At 46.3% G+C, this 18,722-nt stretch carries 17 protein-coding genes and 2 pseudogenes; 14 read left to right on the forward strand and 5 right to left on the reverse strand.

The features are described from left to right. Positions 1–330 precede the first annotated feature (330 nt). Together AC2A06_RS07660 and aqpZ are read left to right on the forward strand one after the other, a co-directional pair. Entirely contained in the window at positions 331–1,674 is a 1,344-nt protein-coding gene (locus AC2A06_RS07660) for an APC family permease (RefSeq protein ID WP_473196716.1), read from the forward strand. A gap of 618 nt (positions 1,675–2,292) precedes the next feature. Beyond that, a complete protein-coding gene (gene aqpZ / locus AC2A06_RS07665; RefSeq protein ID WP_023492656.1) occupies positions 2,293–2,988 on the forward strand; it encodes an aquaporin Z in 696 nt (231 codons plus the stop codon). Positions 2,989–3,061: 73 nt separating this feature from the next. On the opposite strand, the gene yfcF is transcribed toward aqpZ, so the two are convergent. Further along, the gene (yfcF, locus tag AC2A06_RS07670) at positions 3,062–3,697 is read right to left on the reverse strand and encodes a glutathione transferase (protein WP_484379890.1); all 636 of its coding nucleotides are present in this window, start codon (positions 3,695–3,697) and stop codon (positions 3,062–3,064) included. A gap of 395 nt (positions 3,698–4,092) precedes the next feature. Here yfcF and AC2A06_RS07675 point away from each other — a divergent pair, with 395 nt between their 5' ends. Both AC2A06_RS07675 and AC2A06_RS07680 read left to right on the forward strand, forming a co-directional pair. Further along, complete coding sequence (locus tag AC2A06_RS07675; RefSeq protein WP_484379891.1) at positions 4,093–5,553, forward strand: EmmdR/YeeO family multidrug/toxin efflux MATE transporter; 1,461 nt, start codon at positions 4,093–4,095, stop codon at positions 5,551–5,553. Positions 5,554–5,697: 144 nt separating this feature from the next. Continuing rightward, positions 5,698–6,327, forward strand: a complete 630-nt coding sequence (locus AC2A06_RS07680; RefSeq protein WP_484379892.1) for a hypothetical protein — start codon at positions 5,698–5,700, stop codon at positions 6,325–6,327. A gap of 84 nt (positions 6,328–6,411) precedes the next feature. Here the strand turns inward: AC2A06_RS07680 and AC2A06_RS07685 are convergent, their stop codons facing one another. After that, positions 6,412–6,768, reverse strand: a complete 357-nt coding sequence (locus tag AC2A06_RS07685) for a hypothetical protein (protein ID WP_484379893.1) — start codon at positions 6,766–6,768, stop codon at positions 6,412–6,414. 36 nt (positions 6,769–6,804) lie between these two features. After that, the gene (locus AC2A06_RS07690; protein ID WP_484379894.1) at positions 6,805–7,245 is read right to left on the reverse strand and encodes a hypothetical protein; all 441 of its coding nucleotides are present in this window, start codon (positions 7,243–7,245) and stop codon (positions 6,805–6,807) included. 56 nt (positions 7,246–7,301) lie between these two features. Here AC2A06_RS07690 and AC2A06_RS07695 point away from each other — a divergent pair, with 56 nt between their 5' ends. After that, positions 7,302–7,460 carry a hypothetical protein gene (locus AC2A06_RS07695; protein WP_484379895.1) on the forward strand — a complete coding sequence of 53 codons (159 nt, stop codon included), beginning with the start codon at positions 7,302–7,304 and terminating at the stop codon, positions 7,458–7,460. A gap of 409 nt (positions 7,461–7,869) precedes the next feature. Beyond that, positions 7,870–8,898, forward strand: coding sequence for a hypothetical protein (locus AC2A06_RS07700; protein WP_484379896.1), 1,029 nt, complete (start codon positions 7,870–7,872; stop codon positions 8,896–8,898). A gap of 109 nt (positions 8,899–9,007) precedes the next feature. Here AC2A06_RS07700 and gss read toward each other — a convergent pair whose 3' ends face one another. Further along, positions 9,008–10,867, reverse strand: coding sequence for a bifunctional glutathionylspermidine amidase/synthase (gene gss, locus AC2A06_RS07705; RefSeq protein ID WP_484379897.1), 1,860 nt, complete (start codon positions 10,865–10,867; stop codon positions 9,008–9,010). A gap of 474 nt (positions 10,868–11,341) precedes the next feature. On the opposite strand from gss, the gene AC2A06_RS07710 reads away from it, so the two are divergent. The 3 genes from AC2A06_RS07710 (at position 11,342) to AC2A06_RS07720 (ending at position 14,638) form a co-directional block, all read left to right on the forward strand. Continuing rightward, the gene (locus AC2A06_RS07710; RefSeq protein WP_473196720.1) at positions 11,342–11,677 is read left to right on the forward strand and encodes a hypothetical protein; all 336 of its coding nucleotides are present in this window, start codon (positions 11,342–11,344) and stop codon (positions 11,675–11,677) included. A gap of 53 nt (positions 11,678–11,730) precedes the next feature. Further along, a complete protein-coding gene (locus tag AC2A06_RS07715) occupies positions 11,731–13,743 on the forward strand; it encodes a family 10 glycosylhydrolase (protein ID WP_484379898.1) in 2,013 nt (670 codons plus the stop codon). A 340-nt stretch (positions 13,744–14,083) separates the two neighbouring features. Further along, positions 14,084–14,638 (forward strand): chorismate mutase, encoded by a 555-nt coding sequence (locus AC2A06_RS07720; RefSeq protein ID WP_484379899.1) that lies wholly within the window; start codon positions 14,084–14,086, stop codon positions 14,636–14,638. Between the two features lie 114 nt (positions 14,639–14,752). Here the strand turns inward: AC2A06_RS07720 and yjjJ are convergent, their stop codons facing one another. Beyond that, complete coding sequence (gene yjjJ / locus AC2A06_RS07725; RefSeq protein ID WP_484379900.1) at positions 14,753–16,057, reverse strand: type II toxin-antitoxin system HipA family toxin YjjJ; 1,305 nt, start codon at positions 16,055–16,057, stop codon at positions 14,753–14,755. A 120-nt stretch (positions 16,058–16,177) separates the two neighbouring features. Here yjjJ and AC2A06_RS07730 point away from each other — a divergent pair. The 5 genes and pseudogenes from AC2A06_RS07730 to AC2A06_RS07750 form a co-directional block, all read left to right on the forward strand. Continuing rightward, positions 16,178–16,338: pseudogene (locus tag AC2A06_RS07730) on the forward strand (phage virion morphogenesis family protein); the annotation flags it as partial. An 80-nt stretch (positions 16,339–16,418) separates the two neighbouring features. Further along, a complete protein-coding gene (locus tag AC2A06_RS07735) occupies positions 16,419–16,712 on the forward strand; it encodes a TM2 domain-containing protein (RefSeq protein WP_473196727.1) in 294 nt (97 codons plus the stop codon). A gap of 444 nt (positions 16,713–17,156) precedes the next feature. Beyond that, on the forward strand, positions 17,157–17,393 hold the full coding sequence (locus tag AC2A06_RS07740) for a ParD-like family protein (protein ID WP_484379901.1): 237 nt from the start codon (positions 17,157–17,159) through the stop codon (positions 17,391–17,393). Positions 17,394–17,976: 583 nt separating this feature from the next. After that, positions 17,977–18,438, forward strand: a complete 462-nt coding sequence (locus AC2A06_RS07745; RefSeq protein WP_484379902.1) for a helix-turn-helix domain-containing protein — start codon at positions 17,977–17,979, stop codon at positions 18,436–18,438. After that, positions 18,438–18,722: pseudogene (locus AC2A06_RS07750) on the forward strand (PIN domain-containing protein); the annotation flags it as partial. The gene AC2A06_RS07745 and the pseudogene AC2A06_RS07750, both read left to right, overlap by 1 nt.

Genomic DNA, 18,722 nt, shown 5'->3' on the forward strand with positions numbered 1-18,722 from the left:
GTTTAACCAGCAGGGGGAAAGGGTAACTTCCCCCTGCAAAAGCCTTTAAATCTGCTTAAATAGATTTAACTGCCTATCACTTTTGGTGAACTTGCTGGATGCTTGGTGGGTGACTCATGGCAATGCTATCGACATATTGTTGAAACATTAAATCAACGGGTTGGTAGCGAATTATTTACCTCTTGTCAGTAGATTGGCTTGAAGCGAATTGTTCACTTCCCCGGTAGCCTTTCTTGTGCCAGAATCCGTGCCTTGTTTTTTCCGCAGCACAGAATAACCCATGGGAATCGGCCCTGAGGGAATGGCGCTGCGCCAGGAGATGATACGGCAATGCCGCAAAATATTCAGTTGCAACGAGTTCTTAAAACCCCAGCCTTAGTGGCATTTGGTCTTGCCTATATGGTGCCATTGGGCGTATTCACCACCTATGGTCAGGTGACGGTGTTAAGCCAAGGCCATTTGCCGATTGCTTACCTGGTGACCATTGTGACCATCTTGTTTACCGCACTGAGTTATTGCCGGATGACTAACGCGATGCCGTTAGCAGGGTCGGCCTATTCTTATGTGCAACGCAGTTTTGGTGGGAAAACTGGTTTTCTGGTGGGTTGGGCGCAGATTCTGGATTATTTGTTTCTGCCCATGCTTAACTATTTGGTTTTAGGTATTTTCTTGCATGAGGCATTTCCATCGATTCCGGCCTATGTGTTTATTCTGGCATCCATTGGTAGTGTCAGCGCCCTGAATATTCTGGGTGTCCGCCTGTTGAGCTCAGTCAACTTTACGCTGATTGGTTTGCAGATGGTGTTTATTGTGCTGTTTATTGTGTTGTCATTTAGCGAAGCGGATCTCAGCCCCGCCGCGTTGATGAAACCACTCTTGGTGGATGCGGGTAATTTTTCCGGCCTGATTGCCGGTGCCGCGGTACTTTGCCTGGCATTTCTTGGTTTTGATGCTATCGCCACCATGGCAGAAGAAGCTGACGACGCTAAGAATACCCTGCCACGAGCGATCCTGATTACGGTGATCAGTGCCGGTGCCATTTTTGTGGCGGTATCTTATGCTGCACATCTGGCTTATCCAGACTGGCAAGCGTTGATTCCTCATCAGGATACTGCCAGCTTGATTATCTCTGAACATGTGGGTGGCAAGTGGATGTATAACTTCTTTATGGCCACTTACTTGACGGGGGTATACGCCTCTTGCATGAGCGCACAAACCAGTGTCTCGCGCATTTTCTACGCCATGGGGCGTGAAGGTGTGCTGCCGCGTAAAGTATTCTTCCATCTCCATTCCCGTTTTCGTACACCATGGCGGGCGATAGTGTTTGTGGCAATAGTCTCTTTATTGGCCCTGTGTATGGATTTGAACATGGTGGTGTCGATGATCAGCTTTGGGGCATTGGGGGCATTTACCTTTGTTAATCTCAGCGTAATCAAACATTTTCTGATTAATGAAAAGCAGCGGGGCCTGAACGCGATGTTCAAATATGGCTTGTTGCCGCTGATTGGTTTTGGCATGTCAGTATGGTTGTGGTTTAACCTGGATAGTGAAGCATTGAAAGTAGGCCTAGGCTGGTTGCTGGCCGGTTTTATCTATCTGCTATGGTTGACCAAAGGATTGCGTAAGGATCCCCCGGCAGTCACCCATGATGATATTTCCCACCTGCTTGATTAAGACTGAGGGTGGCTTAATAAGGCCGCCCTATCTTTTCAATACATGCTTTTCTTTGATAATGCCAACCCAGCCTGTAGCCAATAACGACGAATTATCGTGAGAAAAACATATTGTTAGCAATTTAATGGGTGTTGTAAAATCAGTGTGATTTTATGGGTTCAATTGAGAATAAGCATTATGCTTTCAGGACGAGCAATGTATTGAATACATCACTCTCGGTAAAAAATCGGACACATTATTTTACATTTTATTATTATTACTGGTCACTATAGGCATAGACAAGATAAAAAAATAGGCATTTAATAGCCGCCGTAATAGGGATATATCAGATAGACCATCATAATTTAAGTTGCCTGTGCGCTGGTAATGCTTATAAAACAGAACTATTGACCGAAGTCAGCTGATCAGTTTTTACTTTCCACGCATTTGTAATCCATACCCTAAATAAATCAAGTCACAATTCAAAAGAGTAGCGTATTTTGAATTGTGTTTGTGTTGGCCCAGAAGGGCAGGGCTCAGGGAAGAGCCGAGTAATCAGTCTCTGCCTCCCCGATGTAACTTGAAGTATGACGAGTATCTCTCTGATAGAAATTTATTTTTTCTTGTAGGATACAATCTATGTCAAAGCGACTTTTTGCTGAATTTTTTGGTACATTTTGGTTAGTATTTGGTGGCTGTGGGAGCGCAGTATTAGCTGCTGCATTTCCACAACTGGGTATTGGGTTTACGGGTGTAGCGTTAGCGTTTGGTCTCACCGTGGTGACCATGGCTTATGCTGTCGGTCATATTTCAGGTGGACATTTTAACCCGGCAGTGACCATGGGATTATTTGCTGGTGGCCGCTTCCCGGCAAAAGATGTTGTTCCTTATGTTATTGCTCAGGTTATTGGTGGTATCGCCGCCGCCGCAGTGCTTTATTTAGTTGCCAGCGGTAAAACCGGCTTTGATGCTACCGCAGGTGGTTTTGCTTCGAATGGATATGGTGAGCATTCGCCTGATGGATACTCTCTACAAGCAGCCATTGTTATTGAATTAGTCCTGACCGCATTCTTCTTGATTGTTATTCATGGCGCAACGGATAAGCGTGCACCGGCAGGTTTTGCTCCACTGGCTATTGGTCTGGCATTGACATTGATTCACTTAATCAGCATTCCAGTCACCAATACCTCAGTTAACCCAGCACGCAGTCTGGGTGTGGCGATATTCCAAGGCACTTGGGCGCTACAGCAACTCTGGGTATTCTTGTTGATCCCATTAATTGGCGGCATTATTGGCGGGTTGATTTACCGCTGTCTGTTGGAAGACAAAAAATAAGTATCACTCTCAGGGCAGCCCTTGTGGCTGCCCTGCTATTATTGTAACGACGATAGTTTTAGCGACGATAGTTTTAGCGACCAAAATTTTTGGGTAATGCCAACCAAGCCTGTATCGAAGGGCGTTGCCACTGTTTTTGTGCATAGTGGCGAATATTTTCCGGTACCTCATCACCGTGCATAACCAATCGGTTAAGTATCAGCGCCAGATCGGTATCAGCGATGCACCACTGGCCGAATAAATTCTCATGACCATGGTTCAACAATTGTTGCGCCGCGTTAAGTAATTTTTGAGTAGCTTGCTGGGCAGCGTCACTTAAAGGTGCAAATTTGCCCTGAGCAAAAATGACCTCCGTTGGTCGCTCAGTGCGCAATGGCAAGAGATCACTACGCAGCCAGGCTTGGATTTCACGGGCTTTAGCGCGTTGTTTAATATCCCGTGGATAGACTGGATGTGCGGGATAGGCCTCTTCCAGGTATTCATCAATGGCTGAAGATTCGCAAAGATGAAAATCATCCATCACCAGCGTGGGTATACGATGAGTGAATGACAGTTTGCCATAGGTTTGACTCCGCTGTTCCCCTTGAGATAAATCTACCGGTTTAATGGTAAAGGGGATCCCTTTTTCTGTCAGTGTCACAAATGCTGACATGGCATAAGGGCTGAAAAAGTTTGCATCCGTGTAGAGAACAATGGCTGACTGGTTCATAACATCTTCCTGAAAATAGTGGGAACTGACATCATTAGTCAGCCATCAAACAAAATCAAGGTGATGGTATCGTCAGCGGATACAGACCAGGATAATGCCAGTTTGGTCGATTAAGCCGACAAATTTTGCCCATCGCTGTTTAAGCTGCAGGTATCATGGTTGCCATTCTGTTGCCATTCTATATCCATCGCCAATGAAGCCGCAGGGGTGTTGACTACGTTCTTTCGCCCTAGTCACATAGTTATCTATGCTCCTAGGGACTCGCTCACTTGTCGCCTACCTGCAACTTCATTGAACTTGAGTATAAATCCTCGTTTCACAGGAATATCTTGCAGAGTGAACAGAGATAAACCATCATTCGAAACGACGTTTCACTTCCCCCCAGCAGGCTGACTTTGAACTTACATAGGCTACTTCACCAAAGTGTTGGCAAAACGCCTTGGTATGCCAAGAGAAAGAGTTATCGGGTGCTTTTTTGGCGAGAGATCACGCCACTGGCGATACCGATATTCTTGGAAAATACCTGCGTCTTGTTGATGGGGGTGTTTAGCACCTTTCTGGTGAGCTGGCTTGGTAAGGAGTCGATGGCGGGTGTAGGGCTGGCAGATAGCTTCAATATGCTCATTATGGCGTTTTTCGCTGCCGTCGATTTGGGGACCACTGTGGTGGTGGCCTTTAGCCTTGGCACTCGGAATCGCAAGCGGGCACGGGCAGCTGCGCGGCAATCTCTGGTATTGATGGCCGCTGTGGCGCTCTTGCTGGCATTGGGGATCCATCTGGCAGGGGAACAGATTATTGATGTGATTGCCGGTCAAGCCTCGCCGGAAGTGAAAACCCTGGCGCTTTCTTACCTGCAAACCACCGTGTGGAGTTATCCGGCAGCGGCCATTACCATGATCGGCAGTGGTGCCTTGCGTGGTGCGGGGAGTACCAAAATTCCGCTACTGATTAATGGCGGTATGAACATTTTAAATATCCTGATCAGTAGTGTGCTGATTTATGGCCTGCTTGATTGGCATGGATTGGGTTTTGTCGGTGCAGGCCTAGGGTTGACCATTTCCCGCTATATCGGTGCCGTCTGTATTCTTTACGTGTTGACGGTGGGTGTCAGCCCGGCGCTACGTATTTCACTCAAGAGTTACCTGAAGCCACTCAACCGCAATATCTTGTGGGATGTGTTGGGGATCGGCATTCCAGCCAGTATTGAGTCAGTACTATTCAACAGCGGGAAATTGTTGACGCAGATGTTTGTTGCCGGGATGGGAACCAACGTTATCGCCGGTAACTTTATCGCATTTTCTATTGCGACGTTGATTAACCTGCCGGGTAACGCTTTGAGTTCTTCTGCAATGATCATTGTTGGCCGCCGCTTGGGTAAAGGGCAGAGAGGGCAGGCTGAGCGGCAATTGCGCCATATATTCTGGCTGGCAACCCTCGGTTTAACCCTGATTGCCTGGGGAACAGCGCCGTTCGCCGGGCTATTGGCCTCTTTCTATACCCAGGAAAACGACGTTAAAGAAGTAGTGAAAACGTTGGTCTGGTGGAATGCGGCTTTTATGCCCATCTGGGCTGCCTCGTGGGTATTGCCACCCGGGTTAAAGGGAGCGCGTGATGCTCGTTTTACCATGTGGGTTGCGATGCTCAGTATGTGGGGTTGCCGAGTGATTGTCGGTTATATTCTCGGTGTGGTACTTGGCATGGGGGTGGTCGGCGTCTGGTTGGGTATGTTCTTTGATTGGATTGTGCGCGGTACTTTTTTCTATTGGCGCATGGTCAGCGGCCGCTGGTTGTGGCGATATCCACGCGTTAAGGGACAACCAGCCATTTTGGCAGAAAAACCGCCATCCGCCTCCTGACGGATTAGCACCAAAGCGGCGTAGCGCTACCCTCAATGGTGTTGGATAATAAATCATCGTTTCTGTTGTTTTGTGTCAGACTGTTGTCACCTCTCGGAGATAAAGGCTGAGTAATTGTACAATGGCCAGGGTTAGGATAGAAAATTGTTATTATTCAATGTAGTAATTATTATTTTTTCCCTCATCGATCTTGGGCTGATGGCTTTTTTGTGGCATATAGGGCACCCCTATATGGCCACATTTGCTGTTATGGGTGGGATTTTTCTGTTCATGATGTGGTTGCTCTATAGCATTAATCAGGGTATGCCAATCACGACTCAACAGAGGAAAAGTGTAGAAGCCCGTCGGCAGCATATTACTTGTGATTCTGAAGGGATGATACTGGATTTACCTCTATTTCAGGCTCGGCAGTATATGAAATGGCGTAGTGTTGAGGCAATTATATTACACAGTTACCCCCCTAGAGAAGGGGATGGTCATGAGCAGCGATTAGATATTTCACTAAATAAGTTACCAGAGGTGAAGTATTATCATGATCTTACTTGGTATAATAGAGTGTTTAAGTTAAAGCCCAATAAGCTAAACGTTATTATATATGATTATGCCCAGGAGTTTATTAACTTTACTGCTGAGTTAAACAAACATCTTGATAATGTCAACCCTAAAGCTGAACAATTGATCCGGCAAAGATTTTCCGGCACCCATATAATTTTTGACCGTGGGGGGAATACCAGCAATCCGCTATTGCTAGAGCATAGAAGAAATAGCCTTTAGCGCGATGCTGGTTATCTTTCTTATCGCCCCAACTGGGGGGCAATGAGAAAAATGACCGCCCTAAAATAATAGGGAAAGATCAGCTTATTGGAATTTGGGATCAGGAAATGGCAACTCCTCTTGTGTAGTTGGCGGACCAGCCACCCAGACTTTTGTTTTTGGGTCACGATAAAAATCTGCTTGAGATTCCGATGAACCTGCGTTGTATCGCAAAAGCGTGGTGCAGGAAATTTGCCCTTGGTATTGGGCACCCAAAGCAGGGACACAAGTCCCTAATTGTACGGTAGCATTTTTGAGTAGTTCCGGTGGGAGTTCGAACAGCGTTTGAAGCGCGTCTTTAGCTTCTTGTGGGGAAGGTTTATCGGTTATCGTTGTCGATGATTGGGCATAACAGAAAGCAGCAAACAGCAGGCAAATGGTGCCAAACAACGTGTTAAACATACAATCTCCTTGTTTTGTATTAACTTTGTGGGTAGATCAGTAAGGGCTGGAGGATTGGCTTATCTTTTTCCAATGCAGACCATCAGTAGTTCTAAAGTTTCCGCCAACGATACAGCACCCCCCGGCACCGAATGCTATTCGCCCCAACCAGACGGTAACCGCCCCATTCTCAGCTTTAAGAAATTGCCGATTACAGGAAGATAAAAAAGCAGGCTCAAGTTCAAACACTTTAGACAATTGCCCATTTTTCGCATCCCCATCAATTTTATACACCGCGCAATCTTGTACCACCAGATGGGTATTTTTCCCCGCCAGAGTACGGCTAAAAACCAGCTCGGGCTTTGCGTCACGCAGCATAATTTCAGCAGGGGTCAGCTCCGGTAGAGATGTGGTTCCAGACCAGCTAGAGGTGACAAAAAACATCAAGGATAATAAGCAGGTCAGTTGTCTTGCAGCTAGCGTAATGGTTCTGTTCAAATCGCGTCCTTGTTGAGATGAGTTTAATTATTCGCTCAGACCTAACGGGAAAAAGTTTGGAGTACCACTATTCGTTAGGTTTACTGGAGGCGGCGCTTCATCATCAGGGAATTGTTAATTTACCGACCTATATGCTGGGTGATTATATCGCTCAGGGCGAATTATTACCTGTTTTACTGGACCATGCGGCTAAAGAACCCCCTCTGGTAGGATAGTTTTCACCCTCTAAAATTTAATCAGTTGGGGGTTAAGGCTTGAATGTGCCGAGAACAGGAATACAGCCTTTTCGCGCTCTATCATCCTGGCCATTATCAGGATGATAAAGTGGGTAGCTTTATTGATTTTATTGTCGATCGGGTCTCAATTAAACCTTTTTGGGGTCAATGGATAGAGAAAGTAAGTAGCGATAATTCGCCGAGCTGATTTTCACCAAAACAGAATATTATTCTTTATTTTCTTTATTATTAGGGTATTCCTCTTAAAGTTGTGCGGGAAGAAATTAATGTGTCTAAAATTTCACATTATTGTTATTTTATTGGCAGGGTGGATTGTCAGCACCAGAAGCACTAGTATTACATGTCGCTAAATATATTATAGGGGCCTAATTACTAAGGGTGATGCCGCATGATTAATAAAATCATATACACTTTTTTTTGCTTGCCTATTACCGTGAATGCCGCTTATCAAAACTTCATGTGGGTATTAACGACACCACCAGCCGTTTTTGCAAACAGTATTGTGCTTAATGACTATACGAACACAGGAACTTCTGTAATTTCTGCCAATTCAGCACTATTACCCGGTAGAGCTGTTGCTTCTAATTGCTCGGGCTTCCATCTAAATAACACAAAGGTAGGGGGGAGTAAAACCAATTGGTTGTTAATGCCGACTACATTTAATTATCAAGGTATCAAGTTAACGATAGCACCACCAAGAAGTAATGGCTGGCGGGCTCATGGTAATAATGCGCCTGTACCTGCGGGCTATAGTGCGAGTATAAATCAGACCCAAAGTGAATTTATCTGGAATCAAGCAAATTGTTTTGCTGTTGGAACCCAGCACTCGCAAATTGATTTTCAATGGCAAGATGCTAGTATTAATATTTCGGTAGATCGTGGTTCAGCTATACCTGGTCAATATAACTTCAATGTACCATTTTATTTTGGCTTTGAAGAGGTAAAAACGGATAACAATACCTCTGGAACAGTTGCAGCTAGCGCACCTCAGTTGGTATATGCACAGGGTACACTGATGAATATACCCGTCAGTTTAACCATCAATAGTTTGTGTGGCTATAGTACTGAAGTAATCAACCTTTCCCATGGGGCAATAAACTTGACGGAGGGTGTTACTTCCTATCCAACCAGTGATTATGCTTTAAATATTACCTGCAGCGCGGTGAGCCCCAGTGTGAGTATTAAATTAATGGGAAGTAACCCCGTGCCAGGTATGACTACTAATTATACCCAATGTGGCAGCGGTGGGAGTTGCGAACTGTTGTTTGATATTGCTAATTTCACCAATCAATATAATAGAACGCTTAATATAGCCGGCACTCAGACTATCAAGCTCCGTTCAGTGTATCACCCGAATAACGTTGCAGTGGCCGGGAGCTTTAATGGCTCAGGTATATTAACGATATTGGTCAATTAAAGCGTCTATTATTATGCTGGTGGTGTTAATATCGGTGGTACCAATGGCAAGGCTCTTTGATGAGCCTTGCTACTTGATTGGCTAGAGTGACGTCACAAGGCTAATTCCTTCAACGCTTTTCAACCATCAGCGGTTCAATATCGCTCTCTTTTTTAATGACTAGCGAGTCATCACCACGCAAGCAGGCTCCCCCATAGTTACCCCCGACCGTAAAGGTACAAACCTGAATATACTTGCCAGCAACATTAGGCAGACACCAGAGTTGTTGATAGATATTTTTACGATCGAGGAAGTTACCGGAACTTTGATCAAGCAGTTTATCGTCATGGCTAACCAAATCGATATTGTCACCGCAGCGGCCAGAAATAGGCTTCACCGCATAGCCAGTTTTCGCCAATTGGTTATTGAGCACAAAATCGGTTTCCAGCAGGTAACGATGATGAGGGAACAACTGCCAGAGCACCGGCAAGATCGCTTTATTACCCGGGATCACGGTCCATAGTGGTTCAAAAACCATCACTTCAGGGCGCAGCAGTACATCGATAAGGCGTACTTTTTTGTGTGGGTGGCCGGTATAAATAGGCACGGCGGCATATTCGCTTGGGCTGACCTCGCGCACCTGATCGATGGCGGTTTCCCATGCCCAGGTTTTCCACACGCAAGTGATCAGTCGATTGTCGCTGTCAATCAGTTGCCCGGTGGCATTCCAGCTGAGTTTATCGAGCCCGTTAAGAATTTTGCTGCCGAACCCAGCATCAGTGAGGGCTTGCTGCATAAAGCGGGTGTGGTAGTTCTCTTCCAGATCCTTATCTTGCATGATATGCACAAAGGGACGCGCTTTACTGTGCTTCCAGGCACCGGTCAATTCACTTAATAGCTCTTGGGAGGGGTTGTAGCCTTTGCCTTGGTAACCGGTTTTTGCCCATTGCTCGATGATCAGCTTGCTTTCGGTGTGACAAGAGGCTGAATCTGCATTGTATTCGTACACCTTCAGACCGCGCTCATCCATGCAGAAATCCATGCGCCCGGTGATCATATCATGACGCCGACGCTGCCAGGAAAGCCGTAGCCGTGGCCATAGAATTTTAGGAATGTCGAACAGCGCCAGTAGGTTGTCATCCTTCATCACCTTATCGGTGGCGTGCAGGTACATGAGGTGCAGTTCATTGGTGGCTTTGACCAACTCCTGCTCGGCACGTTGGCTGATGGTGAAATACTGGCAGGGATCTTTATTAATAAAGTGCCCTTTGGACTCGATATAGACCGCCTGCAGGGGATCTTGCTCGTTGAGCCATTTACCCGCGTATTGCCCGTTATTTTCCAGCCGTGCGCTTTCAATCACCAATGCTTTCCCCGGCAATGCTGGTTGTGGCAGGCTATGCTCACGGTCATCGGTCTGGATCATCCAGCCGAGAATGGTGGTGTCATCGAAGCTGTCTTCGATAGTGTAATGGCCCTGGTTTTCTACCAACTTCAGCTCGCGTGTCCACTGTTGCCCTTGTGGCAATGGCGTGTGAACCACGTTTTGTTCTGCAATGCGGACTCTATCGTCCACCCGTTGGGTAACCACTGCCACATGGCCGGTATGTTTAAATTCTCCCCCTTTGTGCCAGATCAGCAATGAACCTGGCAGCGGTGGTCGTTTTGAACCATTGGCAAAGGCTTGCAATGGCAACAGGTTGTCATTGACGACCTGGCGCAAAAAACGTAGTGAGAAAATTTCATAGGCCATACCGACATCGGTAAAGACAAAGCCATAGGTCAGGAACAGAAAACGGCGGGCAAATTCGACACACTGCCACTTGTGACCCATGTATTCGTTATTGATATAGCTGCGAAATGAGACATCTATGGAGGGCGGGCGAGGAGCTAAACTAGCGTAATTTGAGGAATAAATGGCGACGCCACCTGGTGCATATCCTAGTAAGGCTCCAAACGGAGCATCACCACTTATTGGGCTGTTACTCATCAACCTGACCTTCTTAAACCGACTGAGTAACGATTATCATAGCACTCAGAACCAAGGGCGGGGGTAATGTTTTATCTGTGCACGATGGGTGGCGTAAGGGTGATGACGCGTTACCAAACCAAATCGCTGGCAAATCGTCAGTGTGGGGTCAGAACTCCCTGAATCGACAATGATTATCTCATCGGCAATGTTGACTAAAGGAGCTAGTTGCCCAGGGTATGCATTTTGACCACAGCCGTGAAAGGCCAATGAATGGTGTATGGCGAATTTCATTGGAATGATGTTTTACTTTAGTCAATTAGGTCTCCTTGTTCTAAGGACTGCGTCTCAAGGAGAGCAGAACCCTCGTAATGTGATCAACAACAAAATATTAACTTATTAGTTTGTTTTATGCTTTGGAATTTATTATTCTTATTTTATATGGATGAGGAGAGGGAAGACAGTGAATAAGATAGGAATAATAGCCATGGTGGCATGCGTGATGGTCCTTTCCGAGGCTACTTCCCCACAAAGATTAACGAAGACTGGAACCTTCAGCCATACTTTCGCTTTTTCCTAAGCTATAACCCGTTAACGGGGGAAACGACTAACAGTGCTGATTTAGGTGAGTTAAGGCTCGGCTTGATTGTTAACTATAACCTAACTGCCAAGATGACTTTATGGACGAATATGGCATGGGAAACCACCCATTGGGATAAGTCTAAAAATAATCAGCTAGTGACCATTACTCACGGAGATAATAACCAGCAGGATTTCCGCTTGTACTCCGTCGTGTTAATTATTCTTGGTAATGACATTTTCAGAGGCTGAATTAGCAAGGAGTTAGCTCGGCCTTATATCATCAAACCTTCAAGGACACTGAAATGTATAACAGCACTTTTTCTATCACCGCAAAAATGATTGCACTGGTTCTCGCTACGGGAATGCTGTTTGGTTGTGACTCTGGCGAAACGACAGCGAATAATGGTACTAACAATACCGACAGCAGCAACACCGATAACGGCAACACCGATAACGGCAATACCGATAACGGCAACACCGATAACGGCAACACCGATAACGGCAATACCGACAACCGCAATACCGATACTGACGATACCGATAAGCCGGTACAAACTTATTCCCCTTTGTATAAATATGTTAAAAACAGTGACGGAACTTACGGTTACGATACTAATATTCCCGTTGATCTTTATAAAGGTGCCAATCAGTTTATCAGTATCCCTGATAATTATATTGCACCGAAACATGCTTTCAGAAGCGCTTGGGTAGCGACCATTAGTAATCTCAATATGCCGCTTGTCAATAGTGAGGATACCTTTAAGAAAACCTATTTGGGCATACTGGACCGATTTAGCACACTGAATATGAATGCGATGATTTTCCAGATACGCCCGATGCTGGATGCTTTTTACGATTCCGAGATTAACCCTTGGTCACAGTTTCTCAGTAGTAAGCAGGGTAAAGATCCTGGTTATGATCCCCTAGCATGGATGATTGAACAGACCCATCAGCGTGGTATGGAATATCATGCCTGGTTTAACCCTTACCGGGTGACCAATATCAAAATTAGCAGCCTGTTGAAAACTAATTCGCTGGGGTTGTCTACTCAACAAATCTTATCCTCGACGACAGAACAGCAGATTGGCTATCTGGTGAGCGCAGGTATTCTGTCTGCAGATAATTTTGCGGCGAAAAACCCACAATGGGTATTAATGTTTGACGAAAAATTCTTTTTAAATCCGGCAATCCCTGAAGTCATTGAACATGTAGTTGATACGGTGGAAGAAGTCGTGCGCCGCTACGATGTTGATGCCATCCATTTTGATGATTATTTTTATCCTTACCGCATCTCGGTTAACGGTGCCACTGTGCAGTTTGGGGATAAAGGCGAGGACCGGGCTACATTCGAAGCCTATGGTCTGATTAATAACCAGTATCCTGATACACCGCAAGGGATAGAGGATTGGCGCCGCGATAATATCACTCGCCTGATTACTGGCGTGCAAAGTGTCATCACTAAGCATAATCAGGATAAGGGTTCGGCGGTGCAGTTAGGCATCAGTCCGTTTGGTATTTGGGAACATAAAGGGCGTAATGAGCTGGGTTCTAATACACCGCTCGGTTCTTCACAGTCATACAGTGGTAGTATTTTTGCCGATACCCGGAAGTGGGTTAAGGAAGAACTGATTGACTATGTTGTGCCACAGATTTACTGGAGTTTTGATCAAGCGGCAGCGCCTTATGGTGAACTTGCCACTTGGTGGAATAACCAGATGGACGGTTCACACACGCAACTCTATATCGGTCATGCCAATTACAAGCATGTTTCCAATGCCTCCGCTGATGCTGCTTGGATGAACTCTAATGAGATCCCTAATCAAATTTTGTATAATCAGGAGCTTAAGAATGTTTCTGGCAGTGTTTTCTTCAGCTATAACGACCTGTTAGTGTCTAATGTTGCGTCACAACCTGTGGCACAGCAGGCGGCTTACGGTGCGAAGAACACCTCTATTGAGCTGCTGTCGCAAACTTATCTCAGTACGCCGACACTGCCACCGAGCAAACCTTGGCTGGATCAAAAAGTGACCGCTTTGCCGCAGCAAGCTCACTTTGATTCCGACAGTAAAAATACCTTTAGCTGGTCGGACAGCGCGGATAACGATACACGCTACTATGTGATCTACCGTGGTACCGGCAAGCCAAGTACCATCTTTGCCGATCCAAAAAATATCATTGGCAAAGTATGGCGGGGGACAGGTAATAACTTCAATTATCAGGACAGTAATAATCAGGATCAAAGTTATACTTACTTGATCAGTGCTATTGATGCGGCACAGAATGAGACGGCACCCGTCACCGTGACAGTCAAATGAGTCGGTAATACATTGACTGATAATGTGCTGTGATAATTTGCGGCACAATCAAAAATAAATCCATGCTGCTGATAATACAGTGGCATGGATCCTCTCTCTTAAGGCTAGACCGATAAACATTTCGCCATGGTTATTTGTTGGGTTGATTGCAGTACAAAGCCTTGGTGTTGGGTTGTACGGTAAGGCCGATGAATTTTTCCTGTGCCTGATGGCGTCTACAAAACGGGCGTTTATTGGATTGCCATGAGGTTGTGCATTATTCTTTCTACGAATAACTTGGTGTGATACTCAGCATTGTTTACCTATATGAACCGACTAATTGAAAAAGAGGTGAAGTTAAATGGAGAGTAAAGTATTTGGAAGAGTGCTGCTGTTGGCGGGGTTATTTTTTTCTGCAACCGTGATGGCGACACCAACACCAACATCAACGCAAAACGACGATGTGGCTTCATTGATTAACCAGCGTTTGTCTTATATGAAGGACGTCGCAGGATACAAACAGAACCATCATCTTGCCATTGAGGATTTATCTCAGGAGGCCAAAGTATTAGCCAATTCAGTGCTTGAGGCAGAAAAGTCAGGATTGGATAGTGAGTCGGTAAAACCTTTTATACAAGCGCAAATGGATGCTGCCAAGGCGATTCAATATCGTTACCGTGCAGACTGGCTATCGATGCCAGAAAAAGGTTGGCAGCCTGCGCCACTGGAACAGGTAAGAGCAAAACTTAGCGGCTTAAACACGCGCATTCTAGCTGATATCAGTAGCCAATTAACCAAGGGGCAGCCATTTACCGACCCAACCGCCTTTATGAGCGAGCTTGATCAAGCTCAATTAAAACAGGGCGATAAAGAGCGCTTATGGTATGCATTAAAACAGATCACTTTGAAGAAATAGTGAGCAGAAAACCCGCCTCGTTTGGTTAGTCGTTCTGTGGCTTGTTTAGTGGTAGAGGTGATGACATCACCTCTATTCTTGGGGCTAAATTAACCATGCCACTACACTCGCTTTTTATCCTAGGCGGGCGATACGCGATCTGGCCTCGTCAAGGTGGTGGTGTAATGCCTCAAGGCATGGAGTGAAATTGGCGGAGAAGCGGTTGCAACCGCTGGCGATAACCAAGAAGTTTTCCGCCAAACCCAGTGCCTCTCGCCAGATATCCCCGCTAATCACTTCCGGTAGTGACGCCGGTCGAAGCTCGTTCACGATTGCGCCACTTGCTCTGGGGGCGAACCCCATAGGCAGAATGTCGTAGGCTGGCGCGAGGTGATACGGGCGGCCATGGCTATTGATGAACGACAGGTTCCCGTGGTGCATATCGGTGTTGCCAATTAGCATCCCGAATGCCCAAAGCCGAGCGGTGCTGGCGGCGGCATCAGGATGGACAAGCCCCTCCGCAACTAGGCTATTGACCAGAACAGGCCAAGGGGCCCTGGCATTGCCGACAAACTCCGCATCAAGTGCCCGCAGCGAGCAAACGCCGAGACGACCTAGTTGGCCAACGCGGTCGAACCGGGGGATCTCGAGGAAGCGATGACCACCAAAATCATATACCTCTGTTTCTACACCCAGCACCCTTAGTGCCAAGTGCTCGGCCAACAGAAGGTCGCGCCAACGTTCGCTAACCGGATTATCGTCTGGAGCTGAGAATTTCACTAACACATGACCGCGTTCTGTATAAGTGCAAAATTTCGGCTGTTCACCGCCTGCATATGACCCTGGTGCCTCACCGGCATCAGCCGCCAATGCCAGCTTGGGGTAGGTTGTGGCACGCTCAACTGGGGTGGGTATTGGCATTGCCAAGAAACGGTCCCGTTCCTGCTCCCCTATCAGCAGGTTGCCGATAGCATCATGACTGTGTGCAAGCAATGTCCTAATCATATCCGCGTCTGCCCATTGCTCTGGATTCGCCAGCAGGCCGAGCTCAGCCGCATAGGCCGATGCATAGGCCCGCCCGAGATACCCTTGTGGTCGCATGTCAAACAGCCACCAGGGTAGCCCATCACTATGGCGACTCTCATTGTTGGTTTGCACCATAACAAACCCACCCGGACGAACTGGAATGAGCTCGCCAAGGGGCTTAACGCGCCCTTCATCGGTGATGTGGTAAATGGGCGCAGACCTGAATCCGCGATAGGCATCGCGTAGGGCATATTGAATAGATGGACCAGCCCCAATTCGAACAATGTCATCGTCAAGACTCTTCAATGCACGGGACATTGTTGGCTGGCTAATATTCATTATTTCAATTAGTTGCCTTGCCGTTCTCGGCTCTTGGCTGAGCAACTGGCGTATCGTTTCTGAGCGAGTAGGCATAATGTTGAATCACTTAATGAATAGATAGGTGAATAAATAGATGAATAGATAGGTGAATAAATATCCTATCAATTAAATTGTCACTGGTCACCCACCAGAAGGTACCGCCCCAACATCCCCGGCCAGGTACAGCGCATTGCCCGAGTTCACCACTACGGCCTACGGAATCGCCCAGCCGTAAAGGGCTGAAGGTAAAGTATGCCGAGCGTAGATTGTTGGGGGGGAGTGGGGAGGCTGATGAGATGATCCACAAGATGTTATTGCACTGGCTATCTGTTTGAATACATACTGTAAAAGATTTTATCGGTTTCAATATCAAGAACCATTTTATTGGTTATTTAAAATAGAAGGGAGTTGAAGAATGGTTTTTTGTCGTGGTTGCGGTAAAGAAATTCACGAAACAGCAAAAGCTTGTCCACACTGTGGGGCCACACAAGTAAGCGGCCAGCAGGGTTCTAAAAACCGCATCTCAGCAGCATTACTGGCGTTTTTCCTCGGAGGGTTGGGAGTCCACAAATTCTATCTCGGGAAAGTTGGTCAAGGCTTCTTGTACCTACTGTTCTGCTGGACTTTTATCCCTGCAATAATTGCTTTTATTGAGTTTATTATTTACCTGTGCAATTCAGACGAAGAATTTGCCCGTAAGTATGGCTAATTTACCCTAATGCCCGTTTCCCATAGCCTAAAATGCATAAAACGCGTTTTGGGAGCCCAGGCCTTTTTATCGCCCAAAACGGAGCAAAACGCCGCTGACAAATGCCAATGTCATGCATAGTCACTCCCCGCAGTAAACAAGGCGGCATCGATTGCTAGATGTTCGGTTACACCAAACCCAGGGCTTTTGGGGCCAAAAAAATAAATGGGGGGACAAAAAGGGGACATTGACCAATAAGCCAATAAAAAAGCCACCGCTTAGGGGGGCTTAATCGAATGATTTTAATGCCAAAACTTGGCATTCCTACTAGCTCCGCGCGTAATTAAGTTGCATTGCGCGGCAATTTGTCGCGCAATAACGACTGTAGTGCGTCAAACACTGACGTAGCAATTGAAACCACCCCAATACCTTACAGGCTCGGGTGACTACATCATGAGGTTTAAAATGACAACAAGCATCCGCTTAAATGATGATTTTGTTAAAGAAGTTAAAATAGACGCAGACGCGATGAGCCGTAGCGTGCCCAAACAGATTGAGCACTGGGCTAAGATTGGCCGGATTGCTGAGGACAACCCCGATCTACCGTTTTCCTTTATCAACGAAATCCTGCTGGCGAAATCAAAAATGGACAACGGGAGAATGAAGAAATATGTGCGCAGAAAAGACAGGTCAGGAAATTGAGGTTTACCGGTCAAATCGCTTTGAGAAAGCCTTTAATCGCCTCGGGCAAAGTCGCTTAAGAAAATTTAGCAAATTAAAACAGATGGTTATCCTATAGCACCCTCATCAAAGAGGGAGCCAGACAAGCAAATCTACTTTCCCATCGCACAAAACTCTTGCGCCGCCTTATCATTCACCACTTAAGCCATCACTTCCCATATTTGACCCGATCCGTGCTAATTAATGCAGTGTGGACTTATGGCACGAAACGGGCAGATTGATGGGCTGTCAGGTCTGCTATGGGCGATGAGCGGGTATTACGTCTTAGAGATGATTTGGCAACACGGCGTTAAGGCCGAACAGATAATATTGTTCGGCTGCGAACAATGAATCAAAGACCGAAACGGCTAGGGTGCCGCCCCGTCTCTAATCGGCGTACGTGTGCATTTCGTATGTTTCGTTTATTGCGTTTTTCGTTTGTTTCGATTAATCTATTTAGTAACAGCTGCTGTAGCACTAAAACTGAAATTACATACTGAAACCATAAACTGAAATCACACACACATATATACAATTAAATCAACTAGATAACTGGAATACTAAAATGACAAACTCAATTCTTGATAGCCTTAGCCTTCCGGCTAAAGGGGAGATTGAGGCAGCTGTACGTGGACAAAGGGAGCTTGCTGCCTACCTCTCCACAAAAATGGAAACACAAAAAATTGCAATTCAGGACGCAGATAACATAACCCACCAGATCGAACTGCCAACGTCTTCACTGACGCTGCTTATGTCGATTTTAGGTGAACTGGCCCTCGGTAACGCGGTTCAAGTTGTTCCTATACATGCAGAATTAACGACGCAGGAAGCAGCCAATATTCTGAATGTTTCACGCCCTCACATGGTGAAACTGCTGGAAGATGGGAAGCTGCCTTTTCATAAAACAGGTCGCCACCGCCGCGTGCTTTTCGCCGATTTGATGAAGTACAAAGATCAGCGAGATAGGGAAAGCAACCAATCAATGCAGGAGTTGGCAGATCTAAGCCAGGAGCTTGGACTTTACTAATGAACCACACACCTTATCCCGTAGTTTTAGATGCTTGCGTACTTTACCCGTCATTTCTACGGGATTTACTGATCCGCTTAGGGCTGACTGGGCTGTATCAGCCGAAATGGTCAGCCACTATTGAAGATGAATGGCAGCGGAACCTTTTGGCAAAGAGGGCTGATTTAACCCCGGAACAGATTAAACGCACCGCCGCCCTGATGAATACAGCGGTTCCCGATGCGATGATTACAGGTTTTGAACCGCTAATTGATAGTGTCGATTTACCTGACGCTGACGATCGC

It is taken from the genome of Serratia sp. HNCC26DJ244 (genome assembly GCF_057180565.1).

Excerpts from the sequence above, each read along its gene's own strand:
- AC2A06_RS07720 (WP_484379899.1), top strand. The coding sequence starts at position 14,084 with ATGGAGAGTAAAGTATTTGGAAGAGTGCTGCTGTTGGCGGGGTTATTT.
- aqpZ (WP_023492656.1), top strand. The coding sequence starts at position 2,293 with ATGTCAAAGCGACTTTTTGCTGAATTTTTTGGTACATTTTGGTTAGTA.
- AC2A06_RS07740 (WP_484379901.1), top strand. The coding sequence starts at position 17,157 with ATGACAACAAGCATCCGCTTAAATGATGATTTTGTTAAAGAAGTTAAA.
- AC2A06_RS07745 (WP_484379902.1), top strand. The coding sequence starts at position 17,977 with ATGACAAACTCAATTCTTGATAGCCTTAGCCTTCCGGCTAAAGGGGAG.
- AC2A06_RS07700 (WP_484379896.1), top strand. The coding sequence starts at position 7,870 with ATGATTAATAAAATCATATACACTTTTTTTTGCTTGCCTATTACCGTG.
- yfcF (WP_484379890.1), bottom strand. The coding sequence starts at position 3,697 with ATGAACCAGTCAGCCATTGTTCTCTACACGGATGCAAACTTTTTCAGC.
- yjjJ (WP_484379900.1), bottom strand. The coding sequence starts at position 16,057 with ATGCCTACTCGCTCAGAAACGATACGCCAGTTGCTCAGCCAAGAGCCG.
- gss (WP_484379897.1), bottom strand. The coding sequence starts at position 10,867 with ATGAGTAACAGCCCAATAAGTGGTGATGCTCCGTTTGGAGCCTTACTA.
- AC2A06_RS07715 (WP_484379898.1), top strand. The coding sequence starts at position 11,731 with ATGTATAACAGCACTTTTTCTATCACCGCAAAAATGATTGCACTGGTT.
- AC2A06_RS07710 (WP_473196720.1), top strand. The coding sequence starts at position 11,342 with ATGCGTGATGGTCCTTTCCGAGGCTACTTCCCCACAAAGATTAACGAA.
- AC2A06_RS07735 (WP_473196727.1), top strand. The coding sequence starts at position 16,419 with ATGGTTTTTTGTCGTGGTTGCGGTAAAGAAATTCACGAAACAGCAAAA.
- AC2A06_RS07660 (WP_473196716.1), top strand. The coding sequence starts at position 331 with ATGCCGCAAAATATTCAGTTGCAACGAGTTCTTAAAACCCCAGCCTTA.
- AC2A06_RS07685 (WP_484379893.1), bottom strand. The coding sequence starts at position 6,768 with ATGTTTAACACGTTGTTTGGCACCATTTGCCTGCTGTTTGCTGCTTTC.